Here is a 14,129-nt window from a genome sequence, read left to right as displayed (position 1 = left end):
ATAGCAGGCTGAAGCCATACATCATACAGAGAGACTTTATATTTGAAATTGAGCTGCCAGAATATAATGACTGTACACCAATGATTCAAAGTGCCACATATTTTGAGTTACTGTAAATGCGTTGCCATAAAGTTTTAATTATCTTGAAAACTTGAGAAACCCACTAATCTATATCGGTAGGCGTTGTATCTTCCAGCAGCTCAACAGAATTGTTCCTCACGTTCCCTACTGCAGATGATACGGGATAAGCTCTCATTTTATCTGCTTCATATGGCCTTAACAGTTTCAGAAGGGCCGGTACATCTTTATTATCGCGATCCACCCATTCGGCTTCATTTTCTTTGTGAAGTATAACTGGCATCCGGTTATGGATGTCTGCCATAAGGCTATTCGGCTCTGTTGTGATGATTGTACAGGTAGCCAGCTTGTTGCCTTCCTGGTTTGTCCATATATCGTAAAGCCCAGCAAAGGAAAAGAGGCTCTCGTCCTTCAAAGTGATACGAAATGGCTGTTTTGACATTCCTCGCTGCTGCCACTCATAAAAGCCATCAGCAGGAATGATACAACGGCGGGACGCGATCAATCGTTTAAAAGACGGCTTCTCCGTGAGCGTTTCTGATCGCGCATTTATCATTTTACTTCCACCTTTATCGTCTTTTGCCCACGAGGGTACTAAACCCCAGCGGAGAACGCCTATGCGGTTTCCATTTTTGCCGCGGACGACTGACGGTATATATTGCATAGGGGCCGCGTTATACGACGGTACATAATTAATATTGGTGTCTTCATCAATGTAGTATCGTATCAATAGGTCTGAGTAAGGAACTGTGATTGTAAAACGTCCGCACATGAACTAGGCCTCCTCAACGTTTTAAAGTTATTGTAAATCGATATATTTATTCACTATTCCCCATTTTATATCCACGCAATGAACTTAAGGAGGATTTTGACTTCCCTAGTGGCTTACCTTTAGGAGTTGATTCTTCATGAGTACGATGTAGCAATTCTCTTAGATATGCGTTGTTCTCATCTAGTAATTCAATCATCATGCTGAATGCAATGAATAGTATCCCCGATACAGCTCCGCTAATCCACCAGGTAATAGCAATACCCCAGCGGAATGAATCGTCATAAATGCCTAAAGCTTCAGCAAGAGCACCACTTTTGAACCCATATATAATACCTAGAATAATTCCACCAACAATAGAAATGTAACCAAGCCATTTTAATATTTGTGACAAGATAATCCCTCCATTTTTTTATTTCATGAATTGTTTCTTTACTAGTGTTGTAATCCACTATATTTTTACATATAGTCTACTATAAATAGGGAATTTATCCTATGATTTTTAGAACTACTTTTCAAAGTCTTATTCATCGAAAAAAGTGACTGTTATTGATAGTGTGGTGATACACGATGATATTATTCTATACATTAGCGACACCTTAAAATGCATATTTTCCGCTTGGAGAGATTTATTTCTAAACTCACCGGCCGTATTAGAGCTTATAGGAGAATTTGCTATGACGGAGGATGGGGATGGGGTAAAATCCGGCCATTATGAAAAGATAGTTTATAATCGAGATGATAAATTGTCCGAAGGTAATTTGTATTTATACCATTGTGGAATATAGAGCTTTGCCTAAAGGACCATTTAACGGAATAAATAAGAAAATCATTATCGAGAGGTGTAGTAATGAAATTAAAAATGATCCTCCCATTATTCACTTTTACATTGTTCTTTGCTTTTGATTATGCGGCTTACGCGGAAAATCCTCGTGACTATTATGAAGATGTAACAGAAAAAGACCTGAAAAATAGTATGATTCTATCTCCTGAGAGCTCGATGGCTTTTATTAATGGGCAGAGGGTATCAGGCGTACAGCCGATTGTTAAAGACGGCGGAACATTAGTACCGCTTCGTTTTATTTCGGAGGGGTTTGGTGCAAAGGTAGATTTTAACACTAAGACTCAGTCGATTACCATTAAATACGCGGATAAAACCATGACCTTGAAAATAGGAAAGAAGGCTCTTTCTGTAAATGGAAAATCCAGTGAAATGGATGTGGCCGTAAGCATTTATAACAATTCGACGTATATTCCTTTAAGGTATATTGGCGAGGCTTTTAATAAAAAAGTAGTCTTTTTAAAAAATGCAGAGATTCAACCCTATAGTTTAATTATAATTAGGGATGCTAACGCCACAGCGCTTGAAAACCTTAAACTGACCCACGTTTATGAATTACTATACCAAGGAAAATCCATTGTCTATAGTGACCGTTTTATGACAGTAATTAAAGAAAATGATCAATTATTAGTTAGCAATAATCTCCCTTATTTCGAGCCTTTTGCTTATCAGGAATTAGTTGAGGATAAGAATACAGTTCGCCTAGGGGGGATATGGTTTAAAACAGATATGGGACATTTTTATTTGGAATATGACTATGCTGCAACGCAGCAATTTATTTTATACCGTGTGGATGGAGAAGCGATTACAAGGGTAGCGATTGAAGAAGCACCAATCAAGGCGGTAAAAACATATCAAAACCACGTCTATTATATGACGAGATATGAGCGTGGTATATCTAATGAGCACGAAACAAGCAATTTAAAAACTGCAACGTTTAAAGATGGACAATGGGTATCTGATTATTTAGGTAAGCCAGGATTTTATTATGGCTTTGACACATTAGCCCAGGTCTATGATTGGCCAATTGATGATAACGGCATCACTACATTTGGCTTTCAACGCTCTGGTCATTTAAGCTCTGATGAAAGAAAAGCAACGTTTGGATATTATAGAATCGAGCTAGAGGGGCATCACCATGAGCTTGTAACCCCATAAAGTAATTGGCTAGTTGAAGTTCTTATTGTTTAGAACTTTAACTAGCCGGTGTTATTTAATAGGGTTTTCGGTAAAGGATACAGCTGATATTTAGGAAGCAGGAGAACTCAAAAGGTCATCGAAATAGAAAAATATAATTAATAGGGAGTGTGATTGATATATCTCATGCTAAAAATGTTTTGGTCGATCAGTTGTTAGCAAATGCGAACGACCCAAGCTTTTACGTTCCATTTTCGGAAGCAGCAGCAAACTTGTCAGAGGAAGAAGCGTTTTGGAAACCCAACGATGAAAGTAACAGTATCGCTGAAATTGTGCAACATCTGCTTTACTGGAATGAGACTTGGCAAAAGAGGTACGAAAAATGTCATGTGAATGCTGTTGCGCCACTAAGTGATAACAATGAAAGCTTTATTGTTCCGGAGAATAAAAGATTTGCGGACTTAAAAGAGCGCCTTCTTGTGGTTCTGCTTCAATGGAAGGATCTACTAACTGAAGAAAAGGTCGAAAGTGAAGTGAATGGCTTTCCAGTGACTGCAAAGTGGTGGGGGATATTAGGGAATATATCCACGCATAACGCTTACCATATTGGACAAATTGTTTACATCCGAAAACTACAAAAAGGCTGGAAGACTCATATTAAATAAAACTCCCAGGTTTAAAACGGCTTTAATGTAAATCTACAGTGCACCCCTAGATAAACATTGGAAAAACCCTTGGTTGACCGATGAATTCTAGTGGGGCACTTTTTAATTTTGGGCCGCCAAGGGTAAAGTTCGCGTAAAGCTCGCCAGAAATAGCGGCCCAAAATACTTTAATTTTTAAATTTTGCAGGTTAAACACGCCTTCGTAGCGAATATATGGCCCAGTCATAAAAAAGGGTAATCCCAAATAAAATGTGAATTAACAACTGAGATAGTTTTCTTTTATAATCTATGAAACGGTTTTGGGAGATTTGCTCTATGAAAATGAACTGGTATTATCGAACGATTCTATCGTATGCTCCGATTCTCTTCGTCATCATTTCCTCGATGATCTTCATTATTTTCTTAGTTTTAAACAATGCCTCCGAGAAGAAGTATAAGGAGACAAACCATGCGATATTGGACCGTATGGTTTTCAATCTGGATGCTAACCTGATGTTAATTGAACGCAATGTAGTTACTAAATTGTTAATGGATAACGATATTCAGGAGTATTTCTCAAGCCGGCCCAAGTATGCCGTGGACGAGTTCATGCTGCAGAAGAAAATTATCGAATTGAGTCTAGCTCTGCCTTTTTCCAATACGATCTATATGTATAATGAGGCCGAGCAGCGGATTATTTCGGATCAGGGTTCGTATTCAATTGACTCTTTTGGCGATGATAAATTTTTAATGTTCAACTACAACAAGAAAGAGTCGACGGACTGGCACGACCCACGATTGTTCGCCTATTCCGATTTTAACGAAGACAAGCAGAAGGTTGTCTCGCTTGTGAAAATTGCCTATACGGGGGATGAAATTCGTGGTGCCTTTGTAGTAAATGTATACCAGGATTCTTTTATGGATTATGTTAATTCACTAAATGAAAGCGATTCCAATGCGGTTCTGCTATTGGACGGCGACGACAACAACCAGTCGGCGTTGGACAACGGTTCGGCGATGATTATGGTTCAATCCGATTATACAGGCTGGAAGTTTGTATCTCAGGGCACTTATGATAGCGGTTATAATATTTTGTCTCTCTTCTCTAGCGTATGGATGTTTATTTTGATCTTTATCATTTTACTGGCATTGATCGGCTTTACGATCATAACGCATATGCACTATAAACCGATCCATTCCATTATGGAAAAGGTAGGCCAGTTTTCGAACCGCAAGAGTGAGGAGCTTGGCATTAAAGGTGCGAATAATGAATTTACTTTTATAGAGACGGCACTGGATCATCTGATTAAAAGGTCCTTGGACTATGACAATCTGCATAAGGAGGACAGTTTGTTGCGGCAGCAGCGCCTTTTCCACGAATTGCTGGCCGGCCATCTACATTTAACGGACGAAGAATTCAAGCAACAGCTTGCCGATTTGAACCTGCCTGATGTATATGACCGGTTAGGGGTTATCGTTGTGGAAATTGATCATTATTCTGACTTTACTGAAAAATATAAGGTCAAAGATCAGCATTTGCTCAAATTTATTATCGAGAGTGCCTTTCGCGATCTAGGGCAGAATCATCATTCATTTGTTTGGCATGTCTGGATGGAACCGCATCGAATCGCTTTTGTCATACAGCATATTGCAACGGATCAACGCAGCAGCAAAACGGCAGCGGCCTATGCGGAAGAGTTTCAAAAGTGGATTAATCAACATTTGGAACTGACGATATCGATAGGGATTGGAGCCGATTCGGATTCTATCGAAACCGTCGCGGATTCTTACCGCAATGCGCATAATAATGTCGAATTGAAAACGATTTTTGGCACAAAAACGATCATTGATAATCGTAAAAGCGCCGGCAAATTAAGCCTGGACAATTACGTCTACCTGCAAGCTTTGGATCATGTGGTCCAATCCTTCAGAATGAATGAGAGCGAATGGCGGGAGAAGCTGACCCAAATCTTCATCGAATTAAACAAGATGCGTTTTAAGAAGCAAGATATGACTGTATTTGTAAATATTTTTGTCAAGCGGATGGATAAGGCTGTGAACGCGCTATCTTCGAACATTCAAGAGAGTTGGAAAAAAGACTTCCAGCATCGGTTCGCCCACCTGGACGAGACGGTAGAAACGCTGGATGAGTTCCAGGAACAGTTCATAAGCCTTATGGCAATGTTCGAGGCATGCGTTGATGAGGACCGTCAGGCCAGAAGACATCACAGCATTGCAAAGCAGGCCAAAAGTTATATCGACGCGCATTTTGCCGATCCGGACCTGTCTCTATCCCGGGTAAGCGATATTTTTAAAATACAACCAAGCGCCCTTAGCCTTTTATTTAAGGAGGAACTGGGTGAAAAATTCGTTGATTATGTGCTGAAGATCAGAATGCAACAGGCTAAGCAGCTGTTAATGGAAACAGAGGATTCGATTCAATCGATCGCAGAACAAATCGGTTATCAGAATGTAAATTCATTTTATCGGGCATTCAAGAAGTTTCAGGACATTCCGCCAGGAGAGTTTCGAAATATGTACCGTACTACGTAGGACACAGTTAAACCATCGACGGGGAGGGGATTTCCATGCCGCTTATGCGGTCTATAACTTCGTTCATTGTGGTAATCGCCATCTTGTCAATTATGATGGGCTGTAACGGCCCGGAAGGATCAATTAAATCAAGCCACGCAGCGGGCGCCGGCGGGCGCCCCGGGCCAAGTGAATCCGCTTCGGCCGATCGTTGGACAACGTTAAGAGTTGAACTGTTTGAACGTAATAACAAGCCCGTTGGTGCGCATTCGATTACGGATAATTACTTAACGCAGTATATTCAACAGCAGTTTGGAGATCCGGAACGAATCAAAATTGAATTTATAACGATCCCCAGGGCTGAAGAGGTGGGGAGATTGCAAGTGCTAATGGCCGCAAATCAAGCCCCGGATATCGTGTTTACGTATGATCTTCCTACGGTCTATAATTTTTATATTCAAGACAAATTAACCGACCTTTCTTCATTGTTGGATCAGTACGGTCAAGATTTGAAAAACGTCCTGGGAGAGGAAATCTTAAGCTATGGCCGCATGAATGGAACGCAATTTGCGATTCCGGCCAAACGGGTGTTGACGGCCCGAAGCACGACCCTGATCCGCGAGGACTGGCTCAAGGAAGCGGGATTGCCTTTGCCTGCAACGACAGAGCAGTTTTACGAGGCATTAAAGGCGTTCAAGAGGTTCAGGCTGGAGAAATACGGGGAAAACATTTATCCCTATGGACATATCGATTACTACCATATCGCGCCGCTGCAATACTCGTTTTGGGAATGGGACCAAATTACCGAGGAAGATTTGTACGCCGATCCAGACTGGGTAATGCCGGGAAACAAAGCGGCGTTCAAGTTTCTGAACCAGCTGTATCATGAAGGCCTGATCGATCCTAATTTCCATCTCGACAGGTATGCCCAGCAGTTCCAGAAAGACCTGGTGAACGGCCGTGTTGGCGCGGCTACGCCCAATACGATTGAACCTGTGTATATGGGGTATTTGGCCGAATTGCAGAAGAAAGATCCGAACGCCATCCTGACTCCCATCGATCCCTTCACAGATGCAAAGGGTAAAAGGATGAAACCGATTTTGGAAAATACAGGCATGTACATCATGGTTCCGAAAACGAGCCGTAACGCCGAGGCAGCGATCAAGTATTTGAATTGGATGGCGCAGCCGGAAAATTATACGATCCTTCAGAACGGGATAGAAGGGGTAACGAATTATTTTGATTATTGCATCATTCTTAATGGCAAATATGTCAGCAGCACGGACGAACAATTGAATTTGAAAGCCAATGCATCGGCCCCCGAATTTGAAACCTTTGCGCTCCAGAGCGTAAAGTACGGAATGAATGACGGTATTGCAACCCCCCGGATCCCCACCATCCTGCCGTCTGAAATGAAATACTCCGCCATCTTGAACGATAAGAATGATGAAATCTTTGTAAAAGTCCTTACGGCGAAGCCCGAAGAATTCGATACTGTATACGACCAGGAAGTAGCGGAGTACATGATGATGGGGGGAAGGCAGGTCCAGGAGGAGAAACATCGGGCTTATCAGAATCATCAGTAGGTAATGAATGACAGAAGTTGTCTTGAAGGATACGCGATCCTTCGGGGCACTTCTTTTTTTGTGTGCGCTGCGCATGAAATAATACGGCTGCCGGCGGGGGCTGACAAAAATAGATAGACATATAAAAAAGGTGAATGGGCCGTAAAAAAAAGGTGTGATCCCAGAAATAATAGAGAATTTCGCAATGGAAAATCCCTGTTGTATATTATGACCAAACAATTCAATAGACTTCATGCGGAAAGGATGACGCCTATGCAAACCGAGGTGCGCCGGTCGGGAACAGTGCTTGCTGGTAAACGACGAAATGCCATGACCGGCTTTAAACGGCAATGGCCGTTGTATCTCCTAATGGTATTACCGATGACATTCTTTATTACCTTTAAGTACATTCCTATGCTTGGGGTCGTGGTAGCGTTTAAGGACTACAACATCTTTAGGGGCATATGGGCGAGTGAGTGGGTCGGACTAGAAGTATTTCGGGAGATCTTCGCGATGCCGCAGTTCTATAAAGCGCTTCGCAATACTTTGATGCTAAATGTAATTTCATTGCTTACGTTCCCGATTCCGATCATATTGGCGATTATGCTCAATGAACTGCGTATCAATTGGTACAAACGCGTAAGCCAAACACTCTTGTATCTGCCCCACTTTATCTCTTGGGTTATTGTCGGCGGGATGGCCCTTCAATTACTGGCCACCAATACGGGCAGCATAAATGAATTAATAAAAAGTCTCGGCGGAAAACCCATTCCGTTTCTCGAAGATACGATTATGTGGATCCTTACTTATACAGGAGCCGGGGTGTGGCACTATGCGGGCTGGGGAACGATTCTCTATTTGGCAGCGCTTACAGGTATTAATAAGGAACTGTACGAAGCGGCGGAAGTGGATGGGGCTACCCGGCTGAGAAGGATTTGGCACATTACGCTTCCCGGGATTAAACCGACCATCATCGTATTGTTTATTATCCAAATCGGGCACATGGCGGACATCGGCTTTGAACAGCCTTATGCCTTGCAGAACGGTTACGTGATGGATGTAGCCCAGGTCATCAGTACTTATGTTTACACGGTCGGTATCCAGTCCGCACAATTTGCGCTTGCGGCTGCCGTTGGATTATTCCAATCGGTCGTCGGTTTGGTCCTGCTGCTTACCGCTGAGCTTATTTCCAGAAAAGTCAACAATCAAGGAATCTTCTAAGGGAGGGACATACGTGATACGAAATCCTGTTGAAAAAATTATTGATATCGTCATCATGGTGCTCATCGGCATCTTCGCATTATTTTGCGTCGTACCGATGATCCATATCTTCGCCTTATCCTTCAGCGGCAACAGGGCAATTATGTCGGGTGAAGTGTTCCTGTGGCCTGTAGAATGGAATTTTCATTCCTATTCTTCGGTCTTCGGAGATGCTTCCATGATGCGTTCCCTTGTTCTTACGGTCATCCTGGTCGCCACATATACGGCGGTTGCTTTGGTAATGACCATCATGGCGGCCTACGCTTTAAGCCGCAGAAATTTTAAAGGCAGGAATCTCATGTTTGGCCTAATTATCGTTACGATGTTCTTCAATCCAGGGATTATCCCCAATTACTTGCTTGTGAAGGAACTAGGCCTGTTAAACTCGCCTGCGTCGCTTATTATGCCGATAATGATCAACGCCTTCTTGTTAATTATTATGCGAACTTCTTTTTCCGGCGTCCCCAATGAGCTGGAGGACTCGGCCTGGATGGACGGCTGCGGTCATTTTCGCTTCCTGCTCCGGATCGTCCTTCCGCTGCAGCTGCCGATTCTGGCGACGATAGGACTTTATTCCGCCGTGGATCGATGGAATATGTTCCAGGATGCTTTGTTTTATATCAACGATAAAAATTTGTACCCGCTCCAGCTCAAACTTTATCAGATGGTAATCAATAGCCAAGTGAACGATGCTACGGCGCAGGAAGGCTTTAACGCGGCGACCCCAATTCCGCAAGGCATCCAATCGGCCAGTATCATGTTTGCGACCGTGCCAATTTTGCTCGTTTATCCTTGGCTGCAGAAGTATTTTATCTCCGGCATGCTTACGGGGGCCGTTAAAGGGTAGCCCGGCTAAGGCACGGTATTACTTTAATAGCTGCTCTTCGGCAGAAGTCTAGCGACGGATGCACTGAAGGTCACTATATATAAAAAATTGAAAAGGGAGGCAAAACATTATGCAAAAACGATATCGCTCATCTCTGTTGGTCTTGCTTGCTGCGGTCTTAAGTATGACATTGGCGTTGGCAGGTTGCGGCGGCGGAGGCGGAGGGAAGGAAGCAAGCAAAGAAGGTAATAAGAGCGGCAATTCCGCCGATACGTCCAAGGAAGCTAAGGGTGAACGGATTAAGCTGACCGTAGAATTGTTCGATAGAAATAATACACCGAGCGGTGAACCGCCGATTACGAATAACTTTATGACACAGTACATCCAGAAAAATTTCGGCGACCCCAACAACATTGACGTAGAGTTTGTTACGTTTCCACGTGCAGAGGAAGTGGATAAGTTGAACGTACTGATGGCATCGGGCTCCGCACCGGATATTGTGTTCACGTATAACAAACCGACCGTACAAAACTATGTGAAAAGCGGCGGTCTGACCGATTTAGGTCCGCTCATTGATGAACACGGCCCGAACCTGAAAAAAGTATTGGGACCTTCCCTGCCTTACGGCGTCTTTGAAGGGAAACAATATGTTATTCCTGCGCTTCGCGTGATTCAGGCCCAAACGACGACTTTTATTCGTAAAGACTGGCTGGATAAATTAAATCTGCCGATTCCGCAAACGACCGAAGAGTTTGTAGATGCGATGCGTGCCTTTAAAGAGAAAGATCCTGGAAATACGGGAGGCAAAGTCATTCCTTACAGTTATATCGATGTGTTCCATATGATGCCTTTGGTGAATTCCTTCTGGAAGTGGGATGAAATTACAGATAAGGATTTGTATGCGGTTCCAAGATGGCTGCAGCCGGGCAGCAAAGACGGTTACAAGCTATTGAACCAGATGTACAATGAGGGATTAATCGATCCGGACTTCGCGCTCAGTGATGACTTCAGCCAGGCCTTCGCCCAGCAAGTTGTGAACAGCATTGCAGGTGCAGGTACGCCAAATACGAATGAACCGGTTTATAACGGATACTATTCCAACTTGAGAGCGAATAACCCAGAGGCTGTGCTTGAGGCAATCGATCCATTCTCCACACCTGACGGGAAGCATCCGAAACCAGTCTATGAACCAAATGGCGCCTTTATTATGATTCCGGCTACGAGTAAAAACGCGGTTGCAGCGATCAAGTACCTGAATTGGATGGCGGATCCAGAAAATATTCTGGTGCTCCAAAACGGAGAGGAAGGCAAATCGTACGAGATGACTGCAGACGGACTTCCTGTACTGCTGGATACGCCGGAAGCCCAAAACTTGCTGTATAACTACTTTGATTACTGCATTATTCTCAACGGTAAATACATTTCAACGGAAGATCCGGACAAAAACATCGCAGCCAATGCCTTTGACCTCGAATTCAAAGATTTCACCGTCAACAGTATCCAAACGGGCAGCAACGATGGGTATACTCTGCCTCGGGTAGATATTCCGGTGGACGCCGAGATCAAGTATGCCAAAATCCTGGAGGATTTCGAAAAGGAAATGCTGGCCAAGATTGTTACAGCCAAACCGGATCAATTCGAGAAGATCTATGAACAAAAAGTTGGCGAATACATGGCTATGGGCGGAAAAGCGGTCATGGAAGGCAAAATGGCGGCATACGATGAGTTCTACAACCAGTAACATATGAAACAGTCGGGCGGGCCTTCCGGGAACTTTCGCGGAGAGGCCCGATTTACACCTACGCATAAAGGAGTGAAATCTATTGTTAAATGTAGCCGTGATCGGGGCGGGTGCCATTTCCCCGGCGCATATCCAAGCGTATTTACAATTTCCGGAGCAATGCAAAATCGTAGCCATCTGTGATATTTACCCGGATAAGGCGCAGCAGAAAATAGAAGAGTTTAAGCTGGATGCGGCAGTATACATCGACTACAAGGAGCTGCTTCAGCGCAGCGACATCGATTTGGTGTCCGTATGTACGCCTCCTTATACTCACGCGGAAACGGCGATCGCCTTCTTGAATGCAGGTAAACATGTCATCGTGGAGAAGCCAATGGCTTCTTCGCTGGAAGAATGCGATGCCATGAATGCAGCGGCGGAGCGAAGCGGCAAAATTTTGTCCATCGTTGCGCAAAACCGCTTTACTACGCCTATAATGAAGTTGAAGCATGTACTGGACACGAAATTAATCGGCCCGGTCGTGCATGCGCAGGTTGATTCTTATTGGTGGAGGGGCCATTGTTATTATGATCTGTGGTGGCGGGGGACCTGGGAGAAGGAAGGTGGCGGATGCACGTTGAATCATGCTGTGCATCATATCGATATTTTCCAATGGATGAACGGCATGCCTGCCGAAGTTACTGCCGTCATGAGCAATACGTCACATGACAATGCCGAGGTGGAGGATATCTCTATTGCGATCGCCCGCTACGATAACGGAGCGTTGGCTCAAATCACCAGCTCCGTGGTGCATCATGGCCAAGAGCAGCAGTTGATCTTCCAAGGGAAAAATGCGCGCGTATCTGCACCTTGGAAAGTGGACGCTTCCCTCTCCAAACCGAACGGTTTTCCGGAGGAGGACAACGAATTGGAAGCCCAAATTCAGAAGGTCTACGATGAGCAAGCCGATCTTCCATATGAAGGCCATCGCGGACAAATTCTGGATGTCCTGAGCGCTATCGAGCAGAACACGCCTGTGTTGGCAGACGGCATTCAAGGCAGACGGACGCTGGAGCTTATTACGGCGATTTATCAATCCGCAAGCACCGGACAGACGGTCAAGCTGCCGTTGGGACCGGATAGTCCTTTTTATTCGCGGCAAGGTATTTTGCAGAACGCAACCTATTTCTATGACAAGAAAACCAGCATCGAAAACTTTAGCGACAATACGATCACGTCGGGTGGCAATGCTTGAGAACTTTACTTGAAAGGAGCAGACACAATGACAAATAAGCAGGATGGCATGAACTATGCGCCAAAAGGAAAACCCAATCCCGTAGTTGGCAAGGGAGAGTTTCGGTTTGCTGCTATCGGCTTGGATCATGGACATATTTATGGGATGTGCAACGGCCTCATGGAGGCAGGTGCCGAGCTTGTGGCGGTATATGACTCGGACCCGGAGAAGGTGAAGCGATTTGTAGATAATTTTCCCCAGGCGAAAGCGGCGCAGTCTGAGGAAGAGATTTTAAACGATCTGCAAATCAAGCTGATTGCGGGTGCTTGCATTCCATCTGAGCGTGGTGCTCTAGGGCTCAGAGCCCTGAATCATGGCAAACACTACTTTGTCGATAAACCGGCCTTTACCACATTGGAGCAAGTAGATCAGGCGCGCTTGAAAACGAAAGAGACCGGGCTCAAATGGGGAATTTATTACGGTGAACGCCTGCACGTGGAAAGCGCTGTGTTTGCCGGCCAGTTAATTGAGGAGGGCGCCATTGGCCGCGTCGTTCAAGTGATTGGCACAGGACCGCATCGCGCAAATGTAAAGGCCCGGCCGGATTGGTTTTTTGATCCCGCCTATTACGGCGGTATTTTATGCGATATCGGCTCCCATCAAATCGAGCAATTTTTATCCTATACGGGCGCCAAGGACGCCAAAGTGCTGCACAGTAAAGTGGCCAATTACAATTTTAAAGATTACCCGAAGTTCGAGGATTTCGGCGATGCTACGCTGGTCGCAGATAATGGCGCCACGTTCTATTTTCGCGTGGATTGGCTGACTCCTGACGGACTGGGCACGTGGGGCGATGGAAGAACCATTATACTAGGCACCGACGGGTATATTGAAATTAGAAAATACATCGATATCGCCCGGGAAGCGTCCGGCAACCATCTGTATTTAGTCAACCATGAAGGCGAACGGCATTTCGACTGTTCTGGCAAGGTGGGGTACCCTTATTTCGGCGAGTTTATATTGGATATTCTGAACGGAACGGAAAATGCGATGACGCAGGATCATGCCTTTAAAGCGGCCGCTTTATGCATTGAAGCGCAAATATCGGCTATAAAGATTGAAACCGCTTGATTTGCTAATACATTTCCGCCGTCTCGGGTGCAACTTCCCATTATGTGCAGCAAGCAAAGAGTCGTCATAGTCGTCATAACATCCAATCTAGCGCAGCATAGGGCTCCAACCTCCGATCATGCTCAGCATAGGGCCGTCACATATTCAATCATGCTCAGCATAGGGCTGCAACCTCCGATCACAGGCTATCCGCCTGTGATTTTTCTATAGGCCTTAGCCAGTTAAGTGCGTGAAACGCTCGAAACAAAAAACCACTGTTGTTTGATTCTAGCTATGATGAACGTAAACAGACAGCCCTCCACATTGCTACATCTCGTAGGTTAAAATGGAAAGTGGAAAGACCAACCATTTCAGAGCTACATAGCAAAGGAGAGCTGATACTATGCAGTCTA

11 protein-coding genes are annotated in these 14,129 nt (G+C 44.4%); 9 read left to right on the top strand and 2 right to left on the bottom strand.

What is annotated here, in order from left to right:
- Positions 1-163 precede the first annotated feature (163 nt).
- Positions 164-850, bottom strand: a complete 687-nt coding sequence (locus G358_RS0123995; protein ID WP_019639808.1) for an SOS response-associated peptidase — start codon at positions 848-850, stop codon at positions 164-166.
- Positions 851-896: 46 nt separating this feature from the next.
- On the bottom strand, positions 897-1,241 hold the full coding sequence (locus G358_RS0123990) for a hypothetical protein (RefSeq protein ID WP_019639807.1): 345 nt from the start codon (positions 1,239-1,241) through the stop codon (positions 897-899).
- 456 nt (positions 1,242-1,697) lie between these two features.
- Between G358_RS0123990 and G358_RS0123980 the strand changes: the two genes are divergently transcribed.
- The 9 genes from G358_RS0123980 (at position 1,698) to G358_RS0123935 (ending at position 13,737) form a co-directional block, all read left to right on the top strand.
- Positions 1,698-2,846 (top strand): copper amine oxidase N-terminal domain-containing protein, encoded by a 1,149-nt coding sequence (locus tag G358_RS0123980; RefSeq protein WP_019639805.1) that lies wholly within the window; start codon positions 1,698-1,700, stop codon positions 2,844-2,846.
- Positions 2,847-3,004: 158 nt separating this feature from the next.
- Positions 3,005-3,490, top strand: coding sequence for a DinB family protein (locus G358_RS0123975; protein WP_026342441.1), 486 nt, complete (start codon positions 3,005-3,007; stop codon positions 3,488-3,490).
- A gap of 315 nt (positions 3,491-3,805) precedes the next feature.
- A complete protein-coding gene (locus tag G358_RS0123965; protein ID WP_019639802.1) occupies positions 3,806-6,022 on the top strand; it encodes a helix-turn-helix domain-containing protein in 2,217 nt (738 codons plus the stop codon).
- A gap of 35 nt (positions 6,023-6,057) precedes the next feature.
- Positions 6,058-7,587: an extracellular solute-binding protein gene (locus G358_RS0123960; RefSeq protein ID WP_019639801.1), complete on the top strand. Its 1,530-nt coding sequence runs from the start codon at positions 6,058-6,060 to the stop codon at positions 7,585-7,587.
- 252 nt (positions 7,588-7,839) lie between these two features.
- A complete protein-coding gene (locus G358_RS0123955) occupies positions 7,840-8,787 on the top strand; it encodes an ABC transporter permease (protein ID WP_019639800.1) in 948 nt (315 codons plus the stop codon).
- A gap of 13 nt (positions 8,788-8,800) precedes the next feature.
- Positions 8,801-9,673, top strand: coding sequence for a carbohydrate ABC transporter permease (locus tag G358_RS0123950; protein WP_019639799.1), 873 nt, complete (start codon positions 8,801-8,803; stop codon positions 9,671-9,673).
- Positions 9,674-9,782: 109 nt separating this feature from the next.
- Positions 9,783-11,393, top strand: a complete 1,611-nt coding sequence (locus tag G358_RS0123945) for an extracellular solute-binding protein (protein ID WP_019639798.1) — start codon at positions 9,783-9,785, stop codon at positions 11,391-11,393.
- A gap of 82 nt (positions 11,394-11,475) precedes the next feature.
- Entirely contained in the window at positions 11,476-12,627 is a 1,152-nt protein-coding gene (locus G358_RS0123940) for a Gfo/Idh/MocA family protein (protein WP_019639797.1), read from the top strand.
- 27 nt (positions 12,628-12,654) lie between these two features.
- Positions 12,655-13,737, top strand: coding sequence for a Gfo/Idh/MocA family protein (locus G358_RS0123935; RefSeq protein WP_019639796.1), 1,083 nt, complete (start codon positions 12,655-12,657; stop codon positions 13,735-13,737).
- The last annotated feature ends 392 nt before the right edge of the window (positions 13,738-14,129 follow it).

It is taken from the genome of Paenibacillus fonticola DSM 21315 (genome assembly GCF_000381905.1).
GTDB classification, from domain to species: Bacteria; Bacillota; Bacilli; order Paenibacillales; family Paenibacillaceae; genus Fontibacillus; species Fontibacillus fonticola.
The sequence above is the reverse complement of the archived record's forward strand: the minus strand, read 5'-3'. Positions and strand labels throughout refer to the sequence as shown.

Excerpts from the sequence above, each read along its gene's own strand:
- G358_RS0123965 (WP_019639802.1), top strand. The coding sequence starts at position 3,806 with ATGAAAATGAACTGGTATTATCGAACGATTCTATCGTATGCTCCGATT.
- G358_RS0123980 (WP_019639805.1), top strand. The coding sequence starts at position 1,698 with ATGAAATTAAAAATGATCCTCCCATTATTCACTTTTACATTGTTCTTT.
- G358_RS0123935 (WP_019639796.1), top strand. The coding sequence starts at position 12,655 with ATGACAAATAAGCAGGATGGCATGAACTATGCGCCAAAAGGAAAACCC.
- G358_RS0123955 (WP_019639800.1), top strand. The coding sequence starts at position 7,840 with ATGCAAACCGAGGTGCGCCGGTCGGGAACAGTGCTTGCTGGTAAACGA.
- G358_RS0123945 (WP_019639798.1), top strand. The coding sequence starts at position 9,783 with ATGCAAAAACGATATCGCTCATCTCTGTTGGTCTTGCTTGCTGCGGTC.
- G358_RS0123960 (WP_019639801.1), top strand. The coding sequence starts at position 6,058 with ATGCCGCTTATGCGGTCTATAACTTCGTTCATTGTGGTAATCGCCATC.
- G358_RS0123995 (WP_019639808.1), bottom strand. The coding sequence starts at position 850 with ATGTGCGGACGTTTTACAATCACAGTTCCTTACTCAGACCTATTGATA.